The organism is Aeromonas sp. 603404 (assembly GCF_049171775.1).
Lineage (GTDB): Bacteria > Pseudomonadota > Gammaproteobacteria > Enterobacterales > Aeromonadaceae > Aeromonas > Aeromonas veronii_A.
In genome coordinates this window covers 180466-205063 of sequence record NZ_JAAKPE010000002.1, presented here as the reverse complement: position 1 = coordinate 205063, position 24598 = coordinate 180466, and the positions used below count along the sequence as shown (strand labels likewise).

At 61.2% G+C, this 24598-nt stretch carries 25 protein-coding genes; 7 read left to right on the top strand and 18 right to left on the bottom strand.

From position 1 onward, the window contains the following. Positions 1-6: 6 nt before the first annotated feature. Complete coding sequence (locus G5306_RS04860; RefSeq protein WP_421312478.1) at positions 7-294, top strand: hypothetical protein; 288 nt, start codon at positions 7-9, stop codon at positions 292-294. Positions 295-374: 80 nt separating this feature from the next. Here G5306_RS04860 and G5306_RS04855 read toward each other — a convergent pair whose 3' ends face one another. Together G5306_RS04855 and speA are read right to left on the bottom strand one after the other, a co-directional pair. Beyond that, complete coding sequence (locus G5306_RS04855; protein ID WP_005334402.1) at positions 375-563, bottom strand: hypothetical protein; 189 nt, start codon at positions 561-563, stop codon at positions 375-377. A gap of 270 nt (positions 564-833) precedes the next feature. Continuing rightward, positions 834-2735: a biosynthetic arginine decarboxylase gene (gene speA, locus G5306_RS04850; RefSeq protein WP_005344160.1), complete on the bottom strand. Its 1902-nt coding sequence runs from the start codon at positions 2733-2735 to the stop codon at positions 834-836. A 1014-nt stretch (positions 2736-3749) separates the two neighbouring features. On the opposite strand from speA, the gene pepT reads away from it, so the two are divergent. Then, positions 3750-4973 carry a peptidase T gene (pepT, locus tag G5306_RS04845; protein ID WP_421312477.1) on the top strand — a complete coding sequence of 408 codons (1224 nt, stop codon included), beginning with the start codon at positions 3750-3752 and terminating at the stop codon, positions 4971-4973. Positions 4974-5182: 209 nt separating this feature from the next. Continuing rightward, positions 5183-6892 carry a lysophospholipid acyltransferase family protein gene (locus G5306_RS04840; protein ID WP_421222127.1) on the top strand — a complete coding sequence of 570 codons (1710 nt, stop codon included), beginning with the start codon at positions 5183-5185 and terminating at the stop codon, positions 6890-6892. Positions 6893-7006: 114 nt separating this feature from the next. Here the strand turns inward: G5306_RS04840 and G5306_RS04835 are convergent, their stop codons facing one another. The 4 genes from G5306_RS04835 to G5306_RS04820 all read right to left on the bottom strand — a co-directional run bounded on the left by G5306_RS04835 (position 7007) and on the right by G5306_RS04820 (position 9997). Beyond that, positions 7007-7315 (bottom strand): SelT/SelW/SelH family protein, encoded by a 309-nt coding sequence (locus tag G5306_RS04835; protein WP_216979195.1) that lies wholly within the window; start codon positions 7313-7315, stop codon positions 7007-7009. 77 nt (positions 7316-7392) lie between these two features. Beyond that, positions 7393-8517, bottom strand: coding sequence for an adenosylhomocysteinase (locus G5306_RS04830; RefSeq protein ID WP_216951723.1), 1125 nt, complete (start codon positions 8515-8517; stop codon positions 7393-7395). A 182-nt stretch (positions 8518-8699) separates the two neighbouring features. Beyond that, a complete protein-coding gene (locus G5306_RS04825) occupies positions 8700-9437 on the bottom strand; it encodes a hypothetical protein (RefSeq protein ID WP_216979197.1) in 738 nt (245 codons plus the stop codon). Further along, complete coding sequence (locus tag G5306_RS04820; RefSeq protein WP_005334411.1) at positions 9437-9997, bottom strand: YceI family protein; 561 nt, start codon at positions 9995-9997, stop codon at positions 9437-9439. The genes G5306_RS04825 and G5306_RS04820 overlap by 1 nt, the downstream gene beginning before the upstream one ends. Before the next feature lie 109 nt (positions 9998-10106). Between G5306_RS04820 and G5306_RS04815 the strand changes: the two genes are divergently transcribed. Further along, positions 10107-11009: a LysR family transcriptional regulator gene (locus G5306_RS04815; RefSeq protein ID WP_058059914.1), complete on the top strand. Its 903-nt coding sequence runs from the start codon at positions 10107-10109 to the stop codon at positions 11007-11009. A 42-nt stretch (positions 11010-11051) separates the two neighbouring features. On the opposite strand, the gene G5306_RS04810 is transcribed toward G5306_RS04815, so the two are convergent. Next, on the bottom strand, positions 11052-11480 hold the full coding sequence (locus tag G5306_RS04810) for a hypothetical protein (protein ID WP_421207967.1): 429 nt from the start codon (positions 11478-11480) through the stop codon (positions 11052-11054). A 67-nt stretch (positions 11481-11547) separates the two neighbouring features. Between G5306_RS04810 and G5306_RS04805 the strand changes: the two genes are divergently transcribed. Next, positions 11548-13278, top strand: coding sequence for a formate--tetrahydrofolate ligase (locus tag G5306_RS04805; RefSeq protein ID WP_421312476.1), 1731 nt, complete (start codon positions 11548-11550; stop codon positions 13276-13278). A 71-nt stretch (positions 13279-13349) separates the two neighbouring features. On the opposite strand, the gene G5306_RS04800 is transcribed toward G5306_RS04805, so the two are convergent. After that, positions 13350-15005, bottom strand: coding sequence for a methyl-accepting chemotaxis protein (locus G5306_RS04800; protein ID WP_421312475.1), 1656 nt, complete (start codon positions 15003-15005; stop codon positions 13350-13352). A gap of 411 nt (positions 15006-15416) precedes the next feature. Continuing rightward, positions 15417-16073 (bottom strand): GTP cyclohydrolase I FolE, encoded by a 657-nt coding sequence (gene folE / locus G5306_RS04795; RefSeq protein WP_113739140.1) that lies wholly within the window; start codon positions 16071-16073, stop codon positions 15417-15419. 308 nt (positions 16074-16381) lie between these two features. Between folE and moeA the strand changes: the two genes are divergently transcribed. Beyond that, the gene (gene moeA, locus G5306_RS04790) at positions 16382-17608 is read left to right on the top strand and encodes a molybdopterin molybdotransferase MoeA (RefSeq protein ID WP_421312474.1); all 1227 of its coding nucleotides are present in this window, start codon (positions 16382-16384) and stop codon (positions 17606-17608) included. After that, entirely contained in the window at positions 17605-18360 is a 756-nt protein-coding gene (gene moeB, locus G5306_RS04785; RefSeq protein WP_021229343.1) for a molybdopterin-synthase adenylyltransferase MoeB, read from the top strand. Before moeA ends, moeB begins: the two co-directional genes overlap by 4 nt. 70 nt (positions 18361-18430) lie before the next feature. Here moeB and G5306_RS04780 read toward each other — a convergent pair whose 3' ends face one another. From G5306_RS04780 to G5306_RS04740, 9 genes are all read right to left on the bottom strand, one after another. Next, positions 18431-19207 (bottom strand): alpha/beta fold hydrolase, encoded by a 777-nt coding sequence (locus tag G5306_RS04780; protein WP_421312473.1) that lies wholly within the window; start codon positions 19205-19207, stop codon positions 18431-18433. A 91-nt stretch (positions 19208-19298) separates the two neighbouring features. After that, on the bottom strand, positions 19299-20399 hold the full coding sequence (gene modC / locus G5306_RS04775; protein ID WP_421312472.1) for a molybdenum ABC transporter ATP-binding protein: 1101 nt from the start codon (positions 20397-20399) through the stop codon (positions 19299-19301). After that, entirely contained in the window at positions 20396-21076 is a 681-nt protein-coding gene (modB, locus tag G5306_RS04770) for a molybdate ABC transporter permease subunit (protein WP_421312471.1), read from the bottom strand. Before modB ends, modC begins: the two co-directional genes overlap by 4 nt. Before the next feature lie 111 nt (positions 21077-21187). After that, complete coding sequence (gene modA / locus G5306_RS04765) at positions 21188-21916, bottom strand: molybdate ABC transporter substrate-binding protein (protein ID WP_201941326.1); 729 nt, start codon at positions 21914-21916, stop codon at positions 21188-21190. An 87-nt stretch (positions 21917-22003) separates the two neighbouring features. Then, positions 22004-22477, bottom strand: a complete 474-nt coding sequence (gene moaE / locus G5306_RS04760) for a molybdopterin synthase catalytic subunit MoaE (protein WP_421312470.1) — start codon at positions 22475-22477, stop codon at positions 22004-22006. 2 nt (positions 22478-22479) lie between these two features. Then, positions 22480-22725: a molybdopterin synthase sulfur carrier subunit gene (gene moaD / locus G5306_RS04755; protein ID WP_059168580.1), complete on the bottom strand. Its 246-nt coding sequence runs from the start codon at positions 22723-22725 to the stop codon at positions 22480-22482. Continuing rightward, the gene (moaC, locus tag G5306_RS04750) at positions 22722-23246 is read right to left on the bottom strand and encodes a cyclic pyranopterin monophosphate synthase MoaC (protein ID WP_421312469.1); all 525 of its coding nucleotides are present in this window, start codon (positions 23244-23246) and stop codon (positions 22722-22724) included. Before moaC ends, moaD begins: the two co-directional genes overlap by 4 nt. Before the next feature lie 9 nt (positions 23247-23255). Further along, positions 23256-23762, bottom strand: coding sequence for a molybdenum cofactor biosynthesis protein B (gene moaB / locus G5306_RS04745; protein ID WP_064340970.1), 507 nt, complete (start codon positions 23760-23762; stop codon positions 23256-23258). A 241-nt stretch (positions 23763-24003) separates the two neighbouring features. Further along, positions 24004-24594, bottom strand: coding sequence for a cytochrome c3 family protein (locus G5306_RS04740; protein WP_005353459.1), 591 nt, complete (start codon positions 24592-24594; stop codon positions 24004-24006). Between the last annotated feature and the right edge of the window lie 4 nt (positions 24595-24598).

The window sequence follows — 24598 nt, the reverse complement described above, 5'->3', positions numbered from 1 at the left end:
TTACCCATGGCCAGATACCAGTTTTTTACCATTCCGGCATCCAATCGGCAGCAATACACCTTTATCGACATGGCATCTCCGACTTTCCTGAGTGAAAAGGCGGCACTACTGACCCAAGGATTCGAGGTGGAGGAGGACTTAATTGACGCAACCAGCCCACGAGAGGCTGTCGAGAAGTACCAATCCAATTTTCTCTATGTAGCGGATGAGATTGGCAAGTCCGATAGCAGCTACGCCGCGGCCGTCGCCATGCTGGAGATTGGCAAGGGGTTATTGGGCAATAAAAACCGCTGAGATAAGGTACAGCGGTGAAGAGTGGTGGCCATCGTGGCAACGCGCCCGATGGCCATATGGCAAGATATCAATTCGGTGAGTCAGAAGCGCCCCAGCTGCTGGAGCATCTCGATTAGCTCCTCTTCGCTGCTCGGCTCATAGGCCAGCTGAAGGCTCGGCGCGGCGCCTCCCATCAGCATGTAGACGTTGGTGCTGCAGTGATCGTAGTGATACCACTTACCGTCGATACAGACGTCGGTATAGCATCTCGGGTCCCTTTTCAGTTCCATATACACATCCTTTTGTTACATCCCATCAACATCACTTCTGACCGTAAAATAACCACCGAGGTTCACGCTTGATGCAGATCAAGGGAAGCGACTGAAAGGGACAGATATCAGCCAGATCTGTGGCCTGCGGATGCCCCGAGCCACCATAGTTATCCGAATGAAGACAGGCCGAGTGCCCCGTCATATCGCCGGATGGCCCCCGGTAACAAAAACGGCGCCCGCAGGCGCCGTTTTTGATTTTCCCTCAAAAGCGAGGGGCAAACAGAAGGCTTATTCGTCTTCCAGATAGGCGTAGCCTTGCAGGCCCAGCTCCAGCTCGTCGAGCAGGGCTTTGCGAGTGGCATCGTCCAGCGCCGGGTGAGCGGCGATCCGCTGGTAGTTTTCGCGGATCACGGACGGATCGATGTTGACGTAACGCAGCAGCTGGTCGACGGTGTCGCCGCGCACCACGTTGCGAATGTCCATCTTGCCCTCTTCGTCCAGCCACACTTCCGCGCAGTGGGTGTCACCGAACAGGTTGTGCAGATCGCCGAGGATCTCCTGATAGGCACCGACCAGGAAGAAGCCGACGTGGCACTCTTCGTTCTCGCCGTAGACCGGCATTGGCAGGGTGCTCTCGACCCCCAGACCGTCGACATAGTGCTCGACCTGACCGTCAGAGTCACAGGTGATATCCATCAGGATACCGCGACGACTAAGCGGACGATCGAGACCAGCCAGCGGCATCACCGGGAATACCTGACCGATACCCCAGGCATCCGGCAGAGACTGGAACAGGGAGAAGTTGGCAAAGCACTTGTCCGCCAGCTTTTCACTCAGTTCGTCAGCCAGCGCACGGTGGTTGCGGTTGACCGGGTTGAGCATCTCTTTGAGCGCCAGACAGGTGTTCTGGTGCAGCATCTCGGCCCAGGCACGCTGTTCAAGGTTCAAGAGGCCCATGGTGTACTGGGTATTCACGTCACCCAGATCTGCCACCGAGTCATGGAAGATCTCCAGCAGGGAGGGATCTTCGCTGCGCAGATCCAGCCAGCCTTTCCACATGTTCTGCAGAATGGTGGGTGCATCTTCGTCCGGCGCGCTGATGTCGTTCATCTCCACCCCTTCGGCACCAATGATATTGGTGACCAGCACGGCGTGGTGGGCGGTCAGGGCACGGCCAGACTCGCTGATGATGGTCGGGTGCGGCAGATCGAACTCGCGGCAGACATCGCCGATGCCCCATACCACGTTATTGGCGTACTCGGAGAGGCTGTAGTTGGCGGAGCAGTGGCTCTGGGAACGGGTTCCCTCGTAATCCACGCCCAGGCCGCCACCGACGTCCACGACTTCGATGTTGGCACCGAGGCGACGCAGTTCAGCGTAGAAACGGCCGCACTCGCGGATGCCGCCCTGAATGTCGCGGATATTGGCGATCTGGGAGCCCAGATGGAAGTGCAGCAGTTGCAGGCAATCCAGCTTGCCCAGCCCGCGCAGACGCTCGATCAGAGCCAGGATCTGGGAGGCGGAGAGACCAAATTTGGACATGGAGCCACCGCTCGATTCCCACATGCCGGAGCCGGTGGAAGCGAGCTTGGCACGCACCCCGATGTTGGGCTTGATGTTGAGACGAGCTGACTCGTCCAGCACCATTTCCAGTTCGGAGGGCTTCTCCACCACGATGTAGACCTTGTGGCCCATCAGGTTGCCCAAGAGGGCGTGGCGGATATATTCGCGGTCTTTGTAACCGTTGCAGACGATCACCGAGCCTTGCTCATGGTGATGGGACAGCACGGCCAGCAGTTCCGGTTTGGAACCAGCTTCCAGGCCAAGCCGGGGCTTGTCGCTGTAGGACTGGCTGATGGTCTCGATGACACGACGCTGCTGGTTTACCTTGATCGGGTAAACGCAGAGGTAGTCCCCTTCATAGCCAGACTTCTCGATGGCCTGACCAAAGGCGTTGAACAGCGCATCGACCCGACTCTTGAGGATGTCGGGGAAGCGCAGCAACACGGGGGTGGTCAGCCCTGACTGACGCAACTGTTCGATGGCGTCAGAGAGCACGATATGCGCGTCAGGGCGTGATTTGTCGGGGGCGACGGTCACATGACCGGCGTCATTGATATTGAAAAAACCCGCACCCCAGTAGGGAACGTTGTAGACCTTCAAGGAGTCCTTGCTGGACCAGTTAGTCATGGGCTATGCCTCGCAAATGAGCGACCCAAAGTCGCCTTCGTTACCCTCAATCACATCCAGACCATCTAGTGCAGAGTACGGCGAGCGCTGCCATCACGAGACGCAGCCACCCAACCCAACCCTTTGCACATCGCGGCAAGCCAGAGGCTGCCTGGTGGATCTTGGGGAAGTAACGAGTCTTGATGTGGGGCTGGTGGCTTTACATCAAGCTCAACGGTATGCGGTGCCACTATGCCGTAGCGCCGCGGTACTTTGATGACAGACGACATCAGCCACGCCGTCAGTTCATCATTCGGCAGCGATCCCGACAGAAGGAGAGGGTTCCAAGGAAGAGAAGCGAAGGCGCCAGCACGCATGCGTGTTGATAGACGACAACAACCACAGCCCACCTCACCGTCAGTGACCGCCCATGACAAGGGAAGATGATGAGCCGGTGGCCCACTCGGTCAAATGAAAGATGAGAGTCTGTTGTTCTCCCTGATACCGGAGCCTAACCGGTATTAAAGAAACCATTCCCCAGCAGTGTCTGTCGTTTCTGCGTGCCTCGCCCTATAGGCGTATGATCGGTCGGGTTTCTGGCGGCTCTGCCTGCTTCAGGGTTGCCCTTGGATCGGCGCGGAGTGTACACACTTACCGCGGGCAGTGACAATAAAAAATAGTGTTCAAAATCCCCTTTTAATAAGTCGATCAAATCTTGCTGGCGAGCAGGCGGGCTCTGGGATGGCGCAGGTTATGCGACAGCCCAGTTTCCTCTTGAAAAGTGTGTGAAAACGCCATGATTGGGCTGACGCCTTGCTGTGCGGTGGCTGAGGGGAATTTGGCCGCCACCGCCAGCGCCTAAATATCGCAATAAATGCCACATTTATGCGATCTCCCTCCCGGACGTTGCCCCGCGCGCCGCACATTCGCCGCTCTCCCCTTGCGTCAAAAAATGGGAAAAACCTGCGCTGACGCAATGAGTGCCCCGCACGGATTGGCCACAATGACCGCTCACAATCGGTTAGAGGCTGACTAATGGATACCCTGCTTGAGCGTTTTCTGCGTTACGTAACTTTTCATACCCGCTCCGATGAGACCAATCCAGCCTGCCCCAGCAGCGAAGGCCAGCTGATCTTTGCCCGTGCCCTGCAAGAAGAGATGAAGGCGCTGGGGCTAACTCGGGTCACTCTGGATGAGCACGGCTACCTCACCGGCTGCCTGCCGGGCAACCAGCCGGACGCCCCCGCCATCGGCCTGATTGCCCACATGGACACCGCCGACTACGAGGCGGAGCACGTAGTACCGCAAATCATCGAAAACTATCAGGGCGGCGACATCTGCCTTGGCAAGGGTGACGAGGTGCTCGCCATCCGTGACTACCGCTTCCTGAAAAACTACCTGGGTCAAGATCTCATCACCACCGACGGCACCACCTTGCTTGGCGCCGACGACAAGGCGGGTATCGCCGAGATCCTCACTGCCATCGACCACCTGCAGGCCCACCCCGAGATCCCCCGCGGCGATATCTGGGTCGGTTTTACCCCGGATGAAGAGATTGGCCGTGGCGCCAACCTGTTCCCGCTGAAGAGATTCCCGGCCAAGTGGGCCTATACCGTGGATGGCGGCGAGCTGGGCGAGCTGGAGTATGAAAACTTCAACGCCGCCAGCGCCACGGTGCGTTTTATCGGCAACAACGTCCACCCCGGCACCGCCAAGGGCAGCATGATCAACAGCCAGACCCTGGCCGCCCGCTTCCACGCCGCCATGCCTGCCGAGCAGACCCCGGAGTGCACCGACGGGTATGAGGGCTTCTTCCATCTGGCGCAGATGAGCGGCACCGTGGAGGAGAGCACCCTGCACTACATCATCCGTGACTTCGACGACGAGCACTTCGCCGCACGCAAGGCCGAGATGCAAAGCCGGGTGGCCGCCCTGCAGGCCGAGTATCCCAAGGCCCGCATCGAGCTGGCCCTGACCGACAGCTATCGCAACATGCGCAGCCAGATCGAGCCGCACATGCATATCGTCGAGCTGGCCAAGGCCGCCATGGAGGCCGCCGACGTGGTGCCCAAGATCAAACCCATTCGCGGTGGTACCGATGGCGCCCGCCTCTCCTTTATGGGCCTGCCCTGCCCCAACCTCTTCACCGGTGGCCACAACTTCCACGGCAAGCACGAGTTCATCCCGCTGCAATCCATGGAGAAATCGGTCGCCACCCTGGTGGAGCTGGTGCGCCTCACCGCAGCCTGGCGCGGTTAATCGGTAGCTGTCATTACCAGGGCAAAAGGGGGGAGCCGGTTTACCGGCTCCCCCCTTGCTATCTGGCCATCACCCATCAACAAAGGGAAACCGGGGAGAGTCGCGCAGGGGCAACTGGCTGCCACTGCCATCAAACTGTCATCCCGCTGACATGTCGCGGGAACAGTGTCACATCATGCTGGGAGCAACGGATCGCCGGAGCCCTCCAGATGTTCACTATCGATACCCTGCTGACCCAGCACTTCCCCCGCCTGCTTGGCTACCCCCTGCTCACCCCGCTGTTAAAGCGGCTGCTGGGCTGGCTGCTCAACGAGCAGGCCTTTGCCGACTTTGCCACCCGCTACCCGCACCTGCGCGGCCTCGACTTTGTCGAGCAGGCGCTGACCCAGCTCGATTTCGACTATCGGGTCAGCGAGGCGCAGCTGGAGCATATTCCCGCCAGCGGCCGGGTCATTCTAGTCGCCAACCACCCCATCGGCTCGCTGGACGGACTAGCGCTGCTGCAACTGCTCGGCCGCATCCGCCCCGATGTGAAGATCGTCGCCAACCAGCTGCTGGCCCAGCTCGCGCCGCTGCGCCCTTTGCTATTGCCGGTGGACAATATGGAGGGCAAGACCGATCGACAGGCCATCCTCGCCATGAACGAACACCTCGCCCATGAAGGGGCACTGGTGATCTTCCCCGCAGGCGAAGTCTCGCGGCTTGGCCTCAAGGGGGTGAAAGATGGCCCCTGGCAAGCAGGCTTTATCAAGCTGGCCCAGCGCACCCGCACCCCGCTGGTGCCCATCCATCTGGGAGGGCGCAACAGCCTCTGGTTCTATCTCGCCTCCTGGCTCAACAAGCCCGCCTCCGCCCTATTGCTGGTGCGCCAGCTGTTTCGCCAGCAGGGGCAGACCCTGCCGGTGACCATAGGAGCGCGCATTCCGCTCGGCAGTTTTCAGGAGCTGCCCGCCAAGACGGCGGCGCGGCTGGTGCGCAACCACCTCTACCGGATTGGCCGTGGCAAGGCGGGACGGCTGCAGACCGAGGCCCCCATCGCCCTGCCGGGGGATCGCCGCCAGCTCAAACAGGCCATCGAAAGCTGCGAACAGCTCGGCACCACCCCGGATGGTCAGGGGATCTACCTCTACCGCCGCCACGAACTGAGCCACTCGGTGATCCTGCGCGAGCTGGGGCGACTGCGGGAGATCGCCTTTCGCGCAGTGGGGGAAGGGTCTGGCAAGCGGCGGGATCTCGATGGTTTTGACAACGACTATCACCACCTGATCCTCTGGGATCCGGCCCGACTCGACATTATCGGCGCCTACCGCTTTGCCCCGGTGGCGGAGCTGCTGGCCAGCAAGGGGAAGGATGGCCTCTACAGCCACACCCTGTTCGGCTTTGAGGATAAGTTGCTGCCCCGGCTGGAGCAGGCTATCGAGCTTGGCCGCAGCTTTATCCAGCCCGCCTACTGGGGCAAGCGGGGGCTCGATTATCTCTGGTTCGGCATCGGTGCCTATCTGGCCCGCTATCCCCGCTACCGCTACCTGTTTGGCCCGGTGTCGCTCTCCGGCAGCCTGCCGCCGGCGGCCAAGGATCTGCTGGTGAGCTTCTACCGCCAGCACTTTGCCCCCGAGCTGGCGCTGGCCCCCTCCCGCCGTCCCTACCCCGAGACGCAGCCTCTGTTCGAAGGGGTGGATTACGGCGCCGATCTCAAAGCACTCAAGGCCCGTCTCGACAATCTGGGCTGCGCCATCCCCACCCTCTACAAGCAGTACTCCGAGCTGTGCGAGCCGGGCGGGGTGCAATTTATGGACTTTGGTATCGACCCCGACTTCAACCACTGCATCGACGGGCTGGTGTGGGTCGATGTGAGCCGCATCAAGCCCCACAAGCGGGCCCGCTATATCGGCAGTCATCTGGCCGAGCCGCGCTCATAGCCCTGCAGGCGCCAGGCAAACAGCCAAAGGCAAAAAAGGAGAGAGAGGCCATCGCCTCCCTCTCCTTTCGCTCTCATGCTCAGCACCTTTTCGAGGCGCTCGGCCCATCTGGCGTTACTCGGCAGCCTTGCGATCCGAGTGGCCGAGATCCCGCTCAGGGGCGATAACATCGCGCACCCGCTGCTTGATCTCCTTGGCCTCGGGGAAGCCGTCATCGACCACCCGATCCCACACCTGCACCCCGTTCACCAGAATGCGGAACTCCCCCTTGCAGGCCGGCACCAGCGCCACCTCCCCCAGATCGCTGTCAAAGGTGGAAAGCAGCTCCTGCGCCAGCCAGGCGGCGCGCAGCATCCAGCGACAGAGGGTGCAGTAGCGGATTTCGATGCGGGGTTTGCTGATCAGGGTTTCAGACTCGGTCATGAGTGACTCCATAAAAAAGCGGCCAATGGCGGGAAATGGCGTACCGCCACCCAATGGCCAATCCCGGTTCGGTCAAATCAGCGCTGATCAACCCCATGAAAATCGGCCAGCCAATGGCGGGCAATGGTACGCATCGCCGATTCTGGCAGCTCGAACAGGCCGGGAGCAAGAGGGCCTGCCGCCAGCATCCGGATCCCTTCCATGATCTCCGCCAGCACCAGATAGACATATTCGCCAATCACGGCGCCATGGACGAAGTTGACCGCCTCGCCCCGGTTGAGCAGGTAGATCTGGGTACCATCCGGCCGGTTGAGGGCCAGCACATGGGGGCACACCTCTTCGCTCGGCCACGGCAACTGGGCCAGCGAGAAGGCAAACTCGTCATCGGCCGAGGTGACCGAGGCGACCATGGTGCCGGGGCGCAGCGCCTGCAGATCCGCCAAATCCAGCGAGCCGTTGCCGGTAGAGCAGATCACCAGCTCGGCGCGGCTCAAGGCTTCAGCCTTGGTGATCAAGCGAAAACCGTGAGAGAGCGCTTCGACCTGTCGCAGCACATCTGTTTCCACCAGCCCGAGATGAAGATTGCGACAGCGCAGGTCGCGGGCGATGCTGCGCCCCACCTTGCCATAGCCAAACAGCACGGCTTCGCAGACGTTGAAAGTACGGTTGAGATTACGAGCCAGCGACTCCGCGGAGTAGACCACGCTCAAACCAATCTGGATATCCTCGGCCTGCTTGAGGGGACTGCGTGCCACCGACACCACCGGGGTCGCCAGCACCTCCTGCTCATAGCGTTGATGGCCGTTCTCGGTCATCTCCACCACCCCGAGGAAACGGGGGCCGAAGTATTCACTCAAGATCACCTGGGTTTTGGCAAAGTAACCGCCAATATCGAGGATCAGCAACCGCTCGTGGGGGGCCACCAGCGGCGCAATTTGCTGGATGAGGCTGTCGGGTTCATTGGTCCAGCGTCGGTTGAGGGGCAGCACCGGATAGTGCTGGGATACCCACTCCAGGGTCGGGCCGTGTACCGATTTCGGTTTGGGCAAAATGGCACCAATCCGTCCAATCTGACCGAGAGCGTCGATAAAACGGGGGCGATCGGGAAGCAGGTGAGTGACCAGCAGAATGCAGAGACCATCGATACGTCCCTGTCCGGTGAAATGGCGAAAAAACAGATGCTCAGATCCTTGACTGCGCAACTGTGGCCTCCTTATGTGCCGCAAAGCAGGCAAACAGAACCCGGCGAGGCCGGGTTCTGTGTGTGTCCAAATAAAATGAAAATCCTTTTTATCTGAAACACATAGGGGGCTCAATCATTATCTGCCAAGAGTATGAGCAGGTATGCAAAAATGGCGCCATTTGACCATTTTCCACACAAGTATCAGTACAAAGAAGCAGCAGGCCAGACCCACCATAGGCTGAGCCCGGTTCCCGCGGCAGCGAGCAGGATCAGCCCACTCCAACGCACTGGCCAGGGTTTGTCACGTAACGCCCACTCCAGCAGCGGCAGCAACCAGACCGGCAGCAACACCACCAGCGGCACCTCCACATATTGCCAGGCCAGCATCTGGACGAAGGCGAGGGCCAGCGCCAGACCGGCGGGTGCTACCTTGATGTCAACAAAGGTGGCAAGCAGGGCGCGAAAACCGGCGAAAGCGGCCAGCGCACCGGCCAGCTGGGCAATCAGCAGACTGCCATCGATGCCGATCACCAGTGCCAACCAGATAAAGCCGAGGGCAAACCCGAGCCCTTCGCGGCTGTCACAGCGCAAGGTGCTCCAGCCAAACCAGAGGATGGCGGGCAGTAGCGCCAGCCAGATCCCGGGTTCGCTCGCCAGTACCGAGGCCAATCCCTGCCACCACACCAGCGCACTGAACACCGCAAAGAGCAGCAGTGAACCGCGCAGATCGTTCACCTGAGCCGCAATGGCGGGCACCAGCAGGGTCAGCGGCAGCCACTGCCACGCCTTGGCCGGAATACCATAGAGACCGCCGAGCAATGAGCCCACCAGCCAGAGCGCCAGCGCGCCCCACAGATAACCCAGTCGCGGCCAGCGCCACGATAGCAAAGCGGCTCCCAGAGGAGCCGCCAGGGTTTGCAGCAGAAGTTCCGCGCCCATTACTTGCGCACGCCTTCGACAAACAGGTTGATGTTCATCTCGTCCGGAATGCCGGGCAGCATGTAGCTCACGCCAAAGTCACTGCGCTTGATGGTGGTGGAGGCGTTGAAGCCGCTGCGGTAGCCGCCCCAGGGATCCTTGCCCTCACCGATCTTGACCAGATCGAAGGCCACTTCCTTGGAGACACCGTGCAGAGTCAGGGTCCCTTTCAGCACGCCTTTATCCTTGGTGCCCTCGTAAGCGGAGCTGACGAAGGTCATCTTGGGATACTGCTTCACGTCGAGGAAGTCCGGACTGCGCAGGTGCTTGTCGCGGGCCTCGTGATTGGAGTCGACGCTGGCGGCATCCACTTCAAAGCTCGCCTTGGCGGCCGCCGGGTTGGCGTCATCCATGCTGAAGGTGCCGCTGAAGGTGTTGAAGCGACCCACCAGCTCGGAGAAGCCCAGGTGACCCACCTTGAACTGCACCGTGGTGTGCGCCGCATCCACATCGTAATCCGCCGCCATCAGAGGGGTAGCCATAAACAGGCAGGAGGCCAGCAGAGCCTTGGTCATTTTCATCCGTTCGTTCCTTCATCTTGGGGTTCACATCAGTGGTTAAAATGCTAACCTCGTTCTGAAGATGAATAATCAGTGATTTATTAAATTCATTATTTACTGAGGATGGAAAATGGACCAGATCGCCGCCATGCGTACCTTTATCAAGGTGGTGGAGTGCCAGAGCTTTACCAGGGCTGCCAACCAGCTCGGCATCTCGGTCGCCATGGCCTCCAAGCTAATGCAGCAGCTGGAGGAGTCCCTCGCCACCCGGCTGCTGTCGCGCACCACCCGTCAGGTCAATCCCACCGAAGCGGGCCAGTTCTACTACCAGCGCTCCCTCGCCCTGCTGGCGGAGCTGGAAGAGACCCACAGCCAGCTGACCCACCACAACCAGCAGCCGAACGGCACCCTCAAGCTCTCGGTGCCGATGGATTTTGGCTATCTGCACCTCTCCCCCGCCCTGCCGCTGTTTCGCCAGCGCTTTCCCGATCTCAAACTCGATATCGAGTACAGCGACCGGCGGGTAGCGCTGGTGGAAGAGGGGTTCGATCTGGCGCTGCGGATCGGCCACCTCAGCGACTCCTCGCTGGTGGCACGCCAGCTTGCCACCATTCGGGTCGAGCTTTGCGCCAGCCCCGCCTATCTGGCGCGCAAGGGCAGACCGGAAAAGCCCGAGGATCTCAAGCAGCACGACTGTCTGATCTACACCCTGACCCAGCCGGAGTGGCACTTCAAACGGGGAAGCGAGCAGCAGAGCATCCGGCCACAGGGGCCACTGCGGGCCAACAACGGGGTGGCGCTGACCCGCGCCGCTTGTGATGATCAGGGCATCATATTGCAGCCCACCTTTATCGTGGGGGAGGCGCTACGGTCAGGGCAGCTGGTCAGCCTGCTGCCGGAGTGGGACAAGGGAGAGGTGGGACTTTATGCGGTCTATCCGCACCGCCGCTTCGTCTCGGCCAAGGTGCGCTGCTTTATCGAGTTCGTGCAGGAGCGCTATCTCGCCCCGCAGCAGTGGGATGCGCCGACCTGATTGCCAGAGCAGAGGGTACGGCCTGCTAGTCCGGCTTGAAACCTAACGCTGGCCGGATGCGGTGGTGGATGCGGCAACAGGGGTGAGCTTGGCTAGCAGACGCTCCTGCTCGGGGTGCAACTGCCAGCGTGGCAGCCGGGTGCGGACAACCGACAACTGCTGCTCACTGAGGGCATAGGGGAGCGCCACTTCAATCTCGGGGCAGTCAAACATGGCGGCCAGCTGCAGGATCAAAATGAGGTTTGCCTCGTCGGTCTTGTGCTTGTTGACCCGTTTGCGGATCTCGTGGCGCAGCTGGGTTTCGGGGTCCTGGGTCATCGCCTGCCAGCCGAAACCGAACAACGGCACCAGCGCGCTGACAATCCCCAGCGCCGTCATCGGCTGCCTGGGGGGATGATAGAGTGCGTTGAGATCCAGCAGAACAGGATTCTGACGAACCTCACCACCACCAAATAAAATCGTTTTCGTCATTGGATTACCCGTTATATTCCACTAGACTGCGCCGCATATTTTACCCCGATATGCCAACGAGGTGCTGATGCTAAGCGATATCGAGATCTCCCGCCAGTCCCCCCGTCTCTCAATCCACGCGCTGGCCGAACGCCTCGCCATCCCCCAGCACCTGCTCAGCCCTCATGGCCACTACAAAGGCAAGCTCAGCCTCGACCTGCTCGCGTCTCAGCCCACACAGAGCGGCAAGCTGGTACTGGTGAGCGCCATCACCCCTACCCCGCTCGGTGAAGGCAAAACGGTGACCACCCTTGGCCTCTCCATGGGGCTCAACCATATCGGCCAGCCCAGCATTGCCACTATCCGCCAGCCGAGCCTCGGCCCGGTATTCGGGGTCAAGGGGGGCGCAGCCGGTGGCGGCCACGCCCAGGTGGTGCCGATGGAGGAGATGAACCTCCACCTTACCGGCGATTTTCACGCCCTGACGGCGGCTCACAATCTGGCGGCGGCAGCCCTCGATGCCCGGCTGTTCCATGAGCGCAAACTCGGCGACCAGTTCAGTGCCAAAACCGGCCTGCCGCGGCTCGATATCGATGCCGATAACATCCTCTGGCCGCGCACCCTCGACATGAATGACCGCGCACTGCGCCACCTCACGATTGGACAGGGGGGCGCTGCCGATGGTGTGGAGCGCAGCGATCGCTTCGTCATTACCGCAGCCTCCGAGCTGATGGCCATTCTGGCGCTGGCGAGCGATCTGAAAGACCTGCGCCAGCGCATCGGCCGCATCCAGCTGGCCCGCGATATTCACGGCGATCCCATTACCGCCGAACAGTTGGAAGTGGCGGGCGCCATGACGGTACTGCTGAAAGATGCGCTGCAACCGACCCTGATGCAGACCACCGAGCAGACGCCGGTGCTGGTGCACGCCGGCCCCTTTGCTAATATCGCCCACGGCAACTCCTCGGTGATCGCCGATCGCATCGCCCTTGGTCTGACCGACTATGTGGTGACCGAGGCAGGTTTTGGCTCCGACATGGGGCTGGAGAAGTTCTTCAACATCAAGAGCCGCCAATCAGGTATTACCCCCGCCTGCGTGGTGCTGGTGGCCACGGTGCGCGGTCTCAAGGCCAACAGCGGTCTGCTGGATATTCGCCCGGGCCAGCCGCTACCAGCCAGCCTGCTGGGGGAAGATCTGCCGACCCTCAAGCAGGGCTGCGCCAACCTCGCCTGGCATATCCGGAACGCCCGCCGCTACGGGGTGCCGGTGGTGGTCGCCATCAACCGCTTCCCCACCGACAGCGAGGCCGAACTGGCGCTGCTGGCCCATGAAGCGCAGCAAGCCGGTGCCTGTGGCGCAGCCATCTCCAACGCCTTCACCCAGGGTGGTGCCGGTGCCAGCGAGCTGGCCCGCGCCGTGGTCGCCGCCTGCGAGCAACCCGGCAAGGTGAAACTGCTCTACCCCGACGAGTCGAGCCTCGACGCCAAACTGGCGACCCTGGTGGAGTGCGGCTACGGCGGCCGCGGAGTACAGCTCTCCGACAGAGCGCGCCAGCAGCTGGCCCAGCTCTCCGCCGAAGGGTGGGATCACTTGCCCATCTGCGTGGCCAAGACGCCGCTCTCCATCAGCCATGACCCTGCTCTCAAGGGAGTGCCGACCGATTTCGAGGTGCCCATCGACGAGGTGAAGCTCTGCGCCGGTGCAGGCTTCGTCTATGCGCTGGCGGGCCCCATCATGACCATGCCGGGGCTGGGCAGTTTGCCTGCCTATCGCCATATCGATATCAATGAGAACGGCGAGATAGTCGGCCTGAGCTGAGCCCTTCCACAACGCCAGAAACAACAAGGCCCCGCCAATTGCGGGGCCTTCTGTTATCCATGCATCAACCCTTAGAGGGTGAAGCGCTGGGTCATATGGTGCAGGGTGTTGGCCAGCTTGCTCAGCTCGACGCAAGCCTGGGCGATCTGATGAGCGCCCTGGGCATTCTCATCAGCGGCATTGTGAATGTTGACGATGCTGCGGTTGAGCTCTTCGGTCACCGCATTCTGCTCTTCGGTGGCGGTGGCGATCAGGGTGTTCATGTCGGTGATGCGCACCACGGCACCGTTGATGGTCTCGATACTGGTACCGGCATCCCGCGCCAGACCAACGCTCTCCTGCATCTGGTGACGGCTCAGTTGCATGGCGTTGCCCGCCTCGGCGGCGCGGCTCTGCAAGAGCTCGATCATCTTGCTGATCTCGGCGGTGGAGTCCTGGGTACGCTGGGCCAGGGAGCGCACTTCATCCGCAACGACCGCAAAACCACGACCCTGCTCACCGGCACGGGCCGCTTCGATGGCGGCGTTAAGGGCTAGCAGGTTGGTCTGACCGGCGATATCGCGGATCACATCCAGCACCACGCTGATGTTGGCGCTGTCGGCCTCCAGCTGCTGCACTACTGTGCCCGCCTGCTCAATCTTGACCGACACCTCTTCGATGCTGGCAATGGAGCTGCGAACCACTTCGCTGCCAGCAGCAGAGGTGCGGGAGGCATCCTTGGCGGCGCTCATGGCATCCGTGGTGTTGCGGGCCACTTCATTGACGGTGGACTGCATCTCGTTCATGGCGGTCGCCACCTGGGAGACTTCGTTCTGCTGGATGGCCATACCGCTGGCGGACTGGCTGGAGATGGCGCTCACCTCCTCCACTGCGCTGCTGAGTTGGCTCACGGAGCCGGCGATCTCGCTCACCAGATCGGAGAGGGAACCCTGCATCCGGTTGATGGCGGAGCCCAGCTGACCCAGTTCATCGCGGTTGAAGCGGCTGTCACGGATCCACTGCTGCAGTTCGCCCTGACCCAAATCGCCATTGGCAATACGCTGGGCCTGACGGGCCAGCATGATCAGCGGGTCGCGGATCTGGCGGGTCAGTACCACGGAGAGCACCACCACAAGGATCAGGCCGATCACCAGCGCGATGGTGACACTCAGATTGGCGGATTGATAAGAGTCGACAATGTCGCTGCGGGATTCAGACGCATAACCATGGTTAATCTGGATAAGGGAGGCCACTGACTTGCTCAGCGCAGTGTAAAGGGGAACCCCCTCCTCAAGGAAGATGCGTTGGGCTTCGGCAAGCTGATCGCTGTCTTGCAGCTGTTTGACTCGCTGGTGCAGGGCGACATAACGATCCCAGTCAGATTTCACCGTATCGAAGGTACGGCGCTCCGCCACATCCTCAGGCCAGATCGTCTTGTCATGGGCAATCAGCTGCTGCGCGATCGAGTTAAGCTGTTGACTGGCAATATTCCGATATTCAGCCCTTTTCAGCGGCTCGGCGGCCACCACGAAATAACCCAGCTCATAACGACGCAACTCACCGAGAGAATCCCCGATCGCGCTGGTGCGATTGACCGCTGGCAAGATGCTGTCGGTAAACCGGATGGCATCAGCGTTCATATTGCCAAACTGGACAAGGGAAAAACCGCCGATAAAGGCGACCATCAAACCGAGCACGGCAAAGCCGGCGGTGAGTTTTTTGCCTATGGTCATGGTACTGGTATTCATGGGATATCCTGGTGGTCGTTAAATTCGTAGCACTCGTCCGGTTCACGCCCTCCTGACATGAACTATCTGGCCACCTGTTCAGTGGTGCACCATCCAACCTTGATGAATATCTCTGAATTCCATGAGGGGCAGCGAGAGCCGTGAGGGGGCGCTAGAGTAACCGGATTGTGACGGTTCGGAAAGAGTCTGACCGGTTACTTTTTGTAAGGTGAAAACGAGGTTTTTTTCGTGTTCGATTAAATATACCGCTCAGATGAATAAATCGGAAAAATGCATAACGTTTGCATAAGGCAAGCAGCGCGGGTCAAGCCGTTACAGGCCGCCACTCTCATCCGGGACCAATGAAAAACGCCAGCAATGGCTGCTGGCGTCTCGTTTATTCAGCAAGGCGGTTACAAAACAACCGCCATCTTATCCGCGCAGGCCGCCCAGAAATTCGGCCCGGGTATCGGGCTGGGTCTTGAACACCCCGCCGAGGGAGGTGGTGGTGGTGTAAGAAGTCGAATCCATCACTCCGCGCGCCTTGACGCAGTAGTGGGTCGCCTTGATGCTGATGGCCACATCCTTGGTACCGAGCAGGGTCTGCAGCGCCAGCAGGATCTGCTGGGTCAGCCGCTCCTGCACCTGGGGACGGCGGGCAAAGAACTGCACGATTCGGTTGATCTTCGACAGGCCAATTACCTTGCCACGAGGGATATAGGCCACATGGGCCATGCCGTCGATGGTGACGAAGTGGTGTTCGCAGGTGCTGGTGAGGCTGATGTCCCGCACCATGATCATCTCGTCCACCTGCATCTTGTTCTCGATCACCGTCACCTTGGGGAAGGTGGAATAGTCGAGGCCGGAGAAGATCTCGTTGACGTACATCTTGGCGATGCGATGCGGCGTCTCGGCCAGACTATCATCGGCCAGATCCAGCCCCAGGGTCTCCATGATGGAGCGCATATGGCCTTCGATCTTCTCCCGCTTCTCCTGGCTGTTCAGCTCGTTGGTGACCAGGGGGGTTTCCAGTCCCTGGGCTTCGAGGGCAGCCCTGACCAGCAAGGCTTCCGGACTTAAGGTTGTCATTATCTTCTCTCCCACGCTCAGGGACTGTGAGGGCAGCTCAAGGAGCAACCCCTTATGTTATGGCGGCGTACAGGGCCGACGGTATCGCTGTAATGGTCGCCACACGGGATGTGACGGCCATCTGTTATGGCGGCATAGTAAACGGCCATTGCCGCCAAGATTCAAGTCAACTTGTGCGTCACCTCATACTTTATGACCATCTCCCCCCGTTTCAGCGCCGATTACCCCGAGAATCCTTGAGATAACCTGCCCATCCCCGGGGATTTTTGTGATAATCCCGCCTTCAATCATAGAAAGAGGCCATGACGATGGGATTTGATACCAGCGGACTACTCCCCTTAAGCGATGCCCTGCAAGGAATGCTGGAACAACTCGCCTGCTGCTGCGATAGCGAGCAGCTGCCCCTGCCAGAGGCCCTTGGCCGGGTGCTGGCCAGCGATATCGCCTCTCCCCTCGCCGTACCCCCCTTCGACAACTCTGCCATGGACGGTTATGCAGTGCGCCTTTCGGATCTCGCCAGCGGCACCCCGCTCATCATGGCGGGCAAGGCGTTTGCCGGTCAGCCCTATCAGGGCGAGTGGCCCGCTGGCCACTGCGTGCGGATCATGACCGGCGCCCCGGTTCCCGAAGGGACAGATGCAGTGGTGATGCAGGAAGAAACGCAGGCCGATGGCGATCGGATCACTTTTCTGGCACAACCCGAACCGGGCCAGAATATCCGCCGCGCCGGCAGCGATATCGGCAAAGGCGCCTGCGTGCTACCAGCCGGTACTCGCCTCACCCCGCGCGAAATGCCACTGCTGGCCTCCCTTGGCGTAGCTACCGTCGCGGTGCGCCGCCCGCTGAAAGTGGCTATTTTCAGCACTGGTGACGAGCTCAAACCGGTCGGCACCCCGCTTGCCCACGGCGATATCTATGACTCCAACCGCTACGGCGTGCGGGCCATGCTGGCACGGCTGGGCTGCGACTGCCTCGACCTTGGCATCATCCCGGACGATCCCGCCCAGCTGCGTGCCGCCTTTATCCGTGCCGATGACGAGGCCGATGTGCTGATCACCACCGGCGGCGTTTCGGTAGGGGAAGCGGACTTCACCAAACAGCTGCTGGACGAGCTCGGCGAGATCGGCTTCTGGAAGCTGGCCATCAAGCCGGGCAAGCCATTTGCCTTCGGCCGCCTGCCCCGCGCCTGGTTCTTCGGCCTGCCGGGCAACCCGGTCTCCGCCATGGTCACCTTCGATCAGCTGGTGCAACCGGCGCTGGCCAAGCTGGCGGGCCAACGCTTCGAACGCCCGCTTCAGTTGCAGGCCGTCACCACCGAGCCGCTCAAGAAGAGCCCGGGCCGACTCGACTTCCAGCGCGGCATCCTGAGTCAGGGGCCAAACGGTCTCGAGGTACGCAGTACCGGCTCGCAGGACTCCGCCGTGTTCAGCTCACTGTCGTGGGCCAACTGCTACATCATTCTTGAGCGCGAGCGGGGCCGCGTCGCTGTGGGTGAAACCGTCACCGTCGAGCCATTCGGGGGATTGCTGCTGTGAGCGAGATCCTGAGCGACGCCGAACTGCTGCGCTACAACCGCCAGATCATCCTCAAATCCTTCGACTTCGAGGGACAGGAGGCGCTCAAGCAGGCCCGTGTGCTGGTGATCGGCGCCGGTGGCCTTGGTTGCGCCGCCAGCCAGTATCTGGCGGTGGCCGGGGTTGGCCAGCTCACCCTGGTCGATTTCGACAAGGTGGAGCTCTCCAATCTGCAGCGTCAGGTGTTGCACAACGATGAGCGCATCGGTCACTACAAGGTGGACTCCGCAGCGCAATCGCTGCGCGCCCTCAACCCCTGGCTCAACGTGGAGACCCACGCTGCCGTGGCCGACGAGGCGCTGCTCGATAGCCTGCTGCCACGGCATCAGCTGGTACTCGACTGCACCGACAATCTGGCCATTCGCAACCTGCTGAATCAAAAGGCACGCCAGCATGGCGTGCCACTGGTCAGCGGCGCCGCCATCCGGCTGGAGGGGCAGCTCTGCAGCTTCACCTGGCAGGAAGATGAGCCCTGCTACGCCTGCCTCAGCGCCCTGTTTGGCGAGCAGGCCCTCACCTGCGTCGAGGCGGGGGTACTCGCCCCCGTGGTAGGTCTGGTGGGCAGCCTGCAGGCACTGGAAGCCATCAAGCTGTTGGCAGGTATGAGCAAAAGCTACAGCGGCCGCCTGCTGATGATTGACGGCCTGAGCGGCACCTTCCGCGAGATGAAGCTGCCCAAACGCCCCGACTGCCCGGTCTGCTCCCACCCTTGACGCAAACGGGATCAAAAAAGCCGAACCCTGTGGTTCGGCTTTTTGGTACCTGCACCTAACAACCCCTTCCTCAATGGGTCGTGAGGATCCTTTGCAACAGGTGATTAAAGCCCGAGGGATCTTCCGCGGGCCAGGCGTGGTGGCCGTTGGGAGTGTGGATGGTGGCGTTGGGCAGGGCGGCAAACTGCTCTACCCGTTTCGCCAGCGGCAGGTAGTCATGACTGGTGGAGATGATGGCCACCGGCTGCCAGATGGAGCCTAGCCGGGCGCGCACCGACCAACCGGGTAGTGCCTCCAGCAGCGCCTTGTAGGTTTTCTTTTTATTGCGCACGAAACGCAGTCGGAAGGTGTGGCGCACCTGTGCCAGATCCGGGCCCGGGAAGAGCTCGCGTCCCAGCCACCAGGCGAGGGGGCGCATACCGAACCAGCGCAGCCACTTGAGGCGCTGGGCATAACGCTCCTGCTCTTTGGGGGTCTCCAGCAGAAACTCGCTAAAGCCATTGACCAGCACCAGCCCCTGCACCTTGTGGGGCAGTTGCAGCGCCAGCTCCAGCGCGACCATGGCCCCGAGCGACAATCCGACAACCCAGGCGGGTTCTGGCTGCTCGTCGAGCCAGTTCACCACATCGGCTGCCAGGGTCGCCACATCGAACGGCCCCTCCTGCATGCTCTGGCCGTGGCCGCGCAAGTCCAGCGCCACCACCCGGTAGTGCTCGGAAAACCGTTCGATCTGCGCCTGCCAGTCGAGGCTCGAGGAGCCCAGCCCGTGCAGCAGCAACAGCAAGGGGCCCTCTCCTGCGCTGCGCAGGGCAAGACCGTTTAATTTCATCACCTGATTGCGGCGCATCAGTGTATTGCCTCTCGACTCATCACCTGAACCATCTCTTGTTGTTATGTTGCCCGTGGCCATCCTGCCACGTTATCAGCACGGCGCCCAATCAGCCTTCGCTGACCAGACTCACCGCCTTGATATAAGCGTAGATCTGCTGCTCCGGCGCCAGCGCCAGCCGCCTGGCGGAGCGGCTGGTGATCCGGGCCAGCAGTATCTGCTCACCCAGCGCCAACTGCAACAGGGTCTGGCCGGGGCGCACCTCGCGCACCGCCAGCAGACGGGTGATGAGACAGTTGGAGAGACTGGAGTGCTCGATGGGGGCCGTAGCAATCACCACATCCCGTCCCGCCACCTTGATCTGCAAGGGGCCACTCTCGTCCGGCACATGGGTCATGGTGACCCGCAGTCGCTGCTCACCGAGTTGCAGAGTCGCCATCTGCTCCTCTTCATCGTAGTGAGAGAGGGTCGCCGCCAGCATCACCCCGGCATCGTCGCGACTGGCAAGCGAGAGATCGGTTCGGGCGAAAATCTCGCTCGGCCGACCTTGCGCCTCCACCCTGCCACCTTCCAGCAGCACCAGCTGATCGCAGAGCAGGCTCACCTCCTCCATGGCGTGGCTAACGAAGATCATCGGGATGCCGCTCTCCTGCTGCAAGCCCTTTAGCACATGGGCCTGATGGATGCGGCTGCGCCGATCGAGCGCAGAAAAAGGCTCATCGAGCAGCAGCAGATCAGGCTCGGCCAGCAGCGCCCGCCCCAGCGCTACCCGCTGGCGTTGACCGCCAGAGAGGGCATGGGCAGGCAGCCCCAGCAGATCGGCAAAACCGAGCCGAGCCGCCAGCGCTTCGGGCTGCCAGCGCCCTCGCCCCTTGCGGGCCGCCAGTTGCAGATTGCCGAGCACCGTCAGATGGGGGAAGAGCCGCGAGTCCTGAAACACCAGCCCGATCCGGCGCGCTTCGGGCAGCAGTTGAGCATACTCCCGATCGCGCCACCGCAAGCGATCCCCGCTTCGGCGATCGAGCCCGGCGATGATGCGCAGCAGGGTGCTCTTGCCACAGCCCGAGGGGCCGAACAGGCCGAGGATCCCCCCCAGTTCGAGGGTCAGTGCGCAGTCGAGGGTAAAGGGGCCAAACTCACGCCGGGCATGGAGGTTCAGGGCATGGCGGGGTGGCTCGTTCACTGACGGCATAGTGGCGGGTTGGTTCATCCAAATACTCTCCGCTGTCTGCGCTGCAACACCCCGTAGACCAGTACCAGCATTACCAGCGAGAAGGCCATCAGGCCGCCAGCCAGAATATGGGCGTTCTGGTAATCCATCGCCTCCACATGATCAAACAGGGCGATGGAGAGCACCTGGGTCTCGCCGGGGATATTGCCGCCAATCATCAGCACCACGCCAAACTCCCCCAATGTATGGGCAAAGCCGAGGGCCGCCGCCATCACAAAGCTCGGCAGGGTCATCGGCAAGATGATGTGGAAGAACCGTTCCAGCGGGCCGAGCCCCAAAGTAGCGGCGGCCTCCAATTCCTTGTTGCCCATGTTGACGAAGGCGGAGGTGAGCGGCTGCACCACGAACGGCAGCGAATAGAGGATGGAGGCAAACAGCAGGCCGAGAAAGCTGAAGGCGAGCGGGACACCAAAGGTGTCGCGCCACCAGGCGCCGAAGCCATATTCGGGGGAGAAGGCGAGCAGCAGATAAAAACCCAGCACTGTGGGGGGCAGCACCAGCGGCAGCGCCACCAGCGCCTCCACCAGCGGCCGCAGCCGATTCTGACTGCGCGACAGCCACCAGGCCAGCGGCGGAGCCAGCAACAGCAAAATCGCTGTGGTACTGGCCGCAAGCTTCAGGGTGAGCCAGACAGCCAGCAGATCCCCTTCACTCATTGCCGACCTCCCGGTTGATAAATGCCTCCAACGGCATGGTCTCCATCCTCATTGCAAAGAGTGGCCGACCCGAAGGCCGACCACTCAGGGTATTGCGTCAACCCCATCCCCTTATTGGGGCAAGGCATAGCCCGCAGCCTTGATCTGCGCCTGACCTGGCCCCTTGAGCCAGGCGACCAGCGCCTCGACCGCGGCGCCTTTCTTCAATACCAGCCCCTGCTGTTCGATGGGCGGATAGAAGTCGGCAGGCACTGCCCAGGCTTCGGCGGTCTTGCCCGCTTCCACCAGATTGGCCCAGGCGACAAAGCCCAGCTCGGCATTGCCGGTGTCGACAAATTGCCAGGTCTGGCCGATGTTGGCGCCGGTCAGCAACCGGTACTGCTTGGGATCGATTTTGAGATGGGTGAGGGTCGCCATGGCGGCAGCACCATAGGGGGCGGTACGGGCATTGGCGATGGCGAGGTTGCCTTTCCATCTGCGCAGGGTCGCCTCGTCAGGGGCCGGCCCCCCTTTCTTCCACAGCCCCAGCTGGCCGATGGCGTAGGTGAAGCGATCGCTCCCCTTGCCCTCTTTTTCCAGCTTCTCGGGGGTCGCCGCATCGGCGGAGAGGAAGAGATCGAACGGCGCGCCGTGACTGATCTGGGTGTAGAGCACTCCGGTGGCGGCAGACGAGATGGCCAGGGTGTGGCCGGTCTTGGCGGTAAACTCCTTGCCAATACGCTCGATGGTTCCCTTGAAGTTGGCAGCCACAGCCACCTTCACTTCATCAGCCTGCACGGCACCGGTATGCAAGGTGGCGGCGCAGACGCCGGCGATGACAACAGATAACAGCGGTTTCATTCCCTTTCTCCTGATGGGGCCCGCACATCCGCGCCCCTTGGCGGGGCCGTGGTTCCCGTTGAACCTGCGCCCCTCGTGATGAACAGGTCAGGCTTGCCAGCGGGCAGCGGCGGCGTTGTCGCTCTCCTTGGCCTCGACCCAGCGTTGCACACCCTCGGCGGTCAGCTCTTTTTTCCAGAACGGCGCCCGGGTTTTCAAGAAATCCATGATGAAGTGACAGGCATCAAAGGCTGCGTCGCGGTGGGCACTGCTCACCGCCACCAGCACGATTTGCTCGCCAAGCCACAGCTCGCCGATACGATGAATGAGGGTACACTCCTGCAGCGGCCAGCGGCAACGGGCCTCCTGCACGATATCGGCCAGCGCCTTCTCGGTCATGCCGGGGTAGTGCTCGAGGGCAAGCCCCTTCACCTCCTCCCCCTGATTGAAGTCGCGAACCTTGCCAACAAAAGTGACGATGGCGCCACTGTCGGCGCGGGTGGCGAGGCGGGCATATTCGTCCGCCAGCGAGAAATCTTCCCGCTGCACCAGAATGCGATCGGTCATGGTTGCCTCGCTCATCCTTAACCTCCGGTCACTGGCGGGAAAAAAGCAACCTCATCGCCATCATTAATGGGGGTATCGAGGGGCACCAGCGTCTGGTTGACCGCCACCAGCAGCTTGCCAGCTTCCAGCGCCAGCGCCCACTTGTCGCCGCGTTCACAGAGCGCCGCACGCAGCGCTTCGGCAGTGGCATAGTCGCACGGCAGGCTCAGCTCATCGCAGGCAACCAGCTCTCTTACTTGCGCAAAAAACAGTACCTTGATCATGCTTGTTCCCCGTTCGTTGACCCCAGCTGAAAATGGCCAGACTTGCCGCCCTTTTTCTCTACCAGCCGCACCTGTTCGATCACCATGTCTTTTTGCACCGCCTTGCACATGTCGTAGATGGTCAGCGCCGCAACAGATGCCGCCGTCAGCGCCTCCATCTCCACCCCGGTCTTGCCTGAGAGCTTGCAGAGGGTGCGGATATGCACCTTGCGCTGCTCGGCCAGCGGCACTATCTCCACCTCGACCTTGGTCAAGGCCAGCGGATGGCAGAGTGGGATAAGATCGGCGGTCTTCTTGGCAGCCATGATGCCTGCGATGCGGGCGGTGGCGAACACGTCACCCTTGTGGTGCTGGCCGCTCAGGATCAGCGCCAGCGTCTCGGGGGTCATGGCAACAAACGCCTCGGCACGGGCTTCGCGCTCGGTCACCTGCTTGTCGGTCACATCCACCATATGGGCTTCACCGCTCTGGTTCAGATGCGTCAGGTTGGGCTGGGTCTGCTTGGTATCTGTCTGGTTCATCGTTTGCTCTCAGAGGTGGGAGACAAAGTTGCACGGCTTGGTGCGGGCATCGAGCTGATCGCGGATCAGTTGCTCCCAACCCAGCTGACAGGCGCCGGTGGAGCCCGGCAGACAGCAGATCAGGGTGCGATTGGCGAGTCCCGCCAGCGCACGGCTCTGCATGGCGGAGCCTTTAATCTCGGCAAAAGAGAGTTGACGGAACATCTCGCCAAAACCCTGTACGGTGCGCTCGAACAGCACACCGACCGCTTCCGGTACCCGGTTCTGTTCATTGAAGCCGGTACCGCCGTTAATCAGCACCACCTGCACCCCTTCATCGGCGATCCACTCGCTCACCTGGGCTCGAATGCGAAACAGGTTGTCGGGGCAGAGTGCCCGATCGGCCAGCTGATGGCCCGCGTCGGTAAGGGCCGAGACCAGATAGTCGCCCGAGCTGTCATCGGCGGCGGTGCGGCTGTCGGAAACCGTCAGCACGGCGATCTTGAGGGGAATAAATGCGTTGTGTTTCTGTCCCATCGGGCAGCTCCTTGTGGCTATGGGCCGTCAACGAGGCAGGAAGAGAAGGGGTATGAGAGGCCGGCTGTCAGGACGCAAAAACGGACGCAGACAGGGGGACCAACTTGCTCAAGCGTGTGACGGCGGGCTGATTCTATCAAAGGTTTCACGAGATATGGGATTTAAAAGACACACAAATCTGATGCTTGTCCCATATATGAGCAAAACGCAGGCCGGGTAAACCCGGCCTGTCGTCGCAGGATCAGAACCCTTTCACCCCGGTCATGTCGGGCAGCTGGTGCGCAATCCCCTTGTGACAGTCGATGCAGGTACTTTCACCACTGGCCAGATTGGTAGAGTGCATCTTGGCGGCACGCTGCCCCTGCAGGGAGAAGTCCATGTACTCGAAGTTGTGGCAGTTGCGGCACTCGCGCGAATCGGTCTCTTTCATTCGTTGCCACTCCCGCTCCGCCATCTCGCGCCGGTGCGACTCGAACTTCTCACGGGTATCCACCTTGCCGGTGATCATGCCCCACAGCTCCTTGGAAGCCTGCACTTTGCGGATGATCTTGTAGGTCCACTCATGGGGCACGTGGCAATCCGGGCAGCTGGCCCGCACGCCGGAGCGGTTGGCGTAGTGGATGGTGTCGCGGTACTCCTCGAACACGTTGTCCTTCATCTCGTGACAGCTGGTGCAGAAGGCCTCTGTGTTGGATGCTTCCATGGCAGTGTTGAAGCCACCCCAGAAAATCACGCCACCGAAGAAGCCCATCAGCAGGATGACCCAGAGAGCCGCCTTTGATGGTGACTTGAAGGTGGTCCACAGACGCTGGATAAAGCCGGGTAATTTCATCTAT

Bases quoted from the DNA above. Each gene is read 5' to 3' on its own strand.
- G5306_RS04840 (WP_421222127.1), top strand. From the start codon at position 5,183: ATGTTCACTATCGATACCCTGCTGACCCAGCACTTCCCCCGCCTGCTT.
- G5306_RS04860 (WP_421312478.1), top strand. From the start codon at position 7: ATGGCCAGATACCAGTTTTTTACCATTCCGGCATCCAATCGGCAGCAA.
- G5306_RS04815 (WP_058059914.1), top strand. From the start codon at position 10,107: ATGGACCAGATCGCCGCCATGCGTACCTTTATCAAGGTGGTGGAGTGC.
- moeA (WP_421312474.1), top strand. From the start codon at position 16,382: ATGGGATTTGATACCAGCGGACTACTCCCCTTAAGCGATGCCCTGCAA.
- pepT (WP_421312477.1), top strand. From the start codon at position 3,750: ATGGATACCCTGCTTGAGCGTTTTCTGCGTTACGTAACTTTTCATACC.
- G5306_RS04825 (WP_216979197.1), bottom strand. From the start codon at position 9,437: ATGGGCGCGGAACTTCTGCTGCAAACCCTGGCGGCTCCTCTGGGAGCC.
- moaC (WP_421312469.1), bottom strand. From the start codon at position 23,246: ATGAACCAGACAGATACCAAGCAGACCCAGCCCAACCTGACGCATCTG.
- moaB (WP_064340970.1), bottom strand. From the start codon at position 23,762: ATGGGACAGAAACACAACGCATTTATTCCCCTCAAGATCGCCGTGCTG.
- G5306_RS04780 (WP_421312473.1), bottom strand. From the start codon at position 19,207: ATGCGCCGCAATCAGGTGATGAAATTAAACGGTCTTGCCCTGCGCAGC.
- moaE (WP_421312470.1), bottom strand. From the start codon at position 22,477: ATGAGCGAGGCAACCATGACCGATCGCATTCTGGTGCAGCGGGAAGAT.
- speA (WP_005344160.1), bottom strand. From the start codon at position 2,735: ATGACTAACTGGTCCAGCAAGGACTCCTTGAAGGTCTACAACGTTCCC.
- modB (WP_421312471.1), bottom strand. From the start codon at position 21,076: ATGAGTGAAGGGGATCTGCTGGCTGTCTGGCTCACCCTGAAGCTTGCG.
- G5306_RS04820 (WP_005334411.1), bottom strand. From the start codon at position 9,997: ATGAAAATGACCAAGGCTCTGCTGGCCTCCTGCCTGTTTATGGCTACC.
- modA (WP_201941326.1), bottom strand. From the start codon at position 21,916: ATGAAACCGCTGTTATCTGTTGTCATCGCCGGCGTCTGCGCCGCCACC.
- G5306_RS04835 (WP_216979195.1), bottom strand. From the start codon at position 7,315: ATGACCGAGTCTGAAACCCTGATCAGCAAACCCCGCATCGAAATCCGC.
- G5306_RS04805 (WP_421312476.1), top strand. From the start codon at position 11,548: ATGCTAAGCGATATCGAGATCTCCCGCCAGTCCCCCCGTCTCTCAATC.
- folE (WP_113739140.1), bottom strand. From the start codon at position 16,073: ATGACAACCTTAAGTCCGGAAGCCTTGCTGGTCAGGGCTGCCCTCGAA.
- G5306_RS04800 (WP_421312475.1), bottom strand. From the start codon at position 15,005: ATGAATACCAGTACCATGACCATAGGCAAAAAACTCACCGCCGGCTTT.
- modC (WP_421312472.1), bottom strand. From the start codon at position 20,399: ATGAACCAACCCGCCACTATGCCGTCAGTGAACGAGCCACCCCGCCAT.
- G5306_RS04810 (WP_421207967.1), bottom strand. From the start codon at position 11,480: ATGACGAAAACGATTTTATTTGGTGGTGGTGAGGTTCGTCAGAATCCT.
- G5306_RS04855 (WP_005334402.1), bottom strand. From the start codon at position 563: ATGGAACTGAAAAGGGACCCGAGATGCTATACCGACGTCTGTATCGAC.
- G5306_RS04740 (WP_005353459.1), bottom strand. From the start codon at position 24,594: ATGAAATTACCCGGCTTTATCCAGCGTCTGTGGACCACCTTCAAGTCA.
- moaD (WP_059168580.1), bottom strand. From the start codon at position 22,725: ATGATCAAGGTACTGTTTTTTGCGCAAGTAAGAGAGCTGGTTGCCTGC.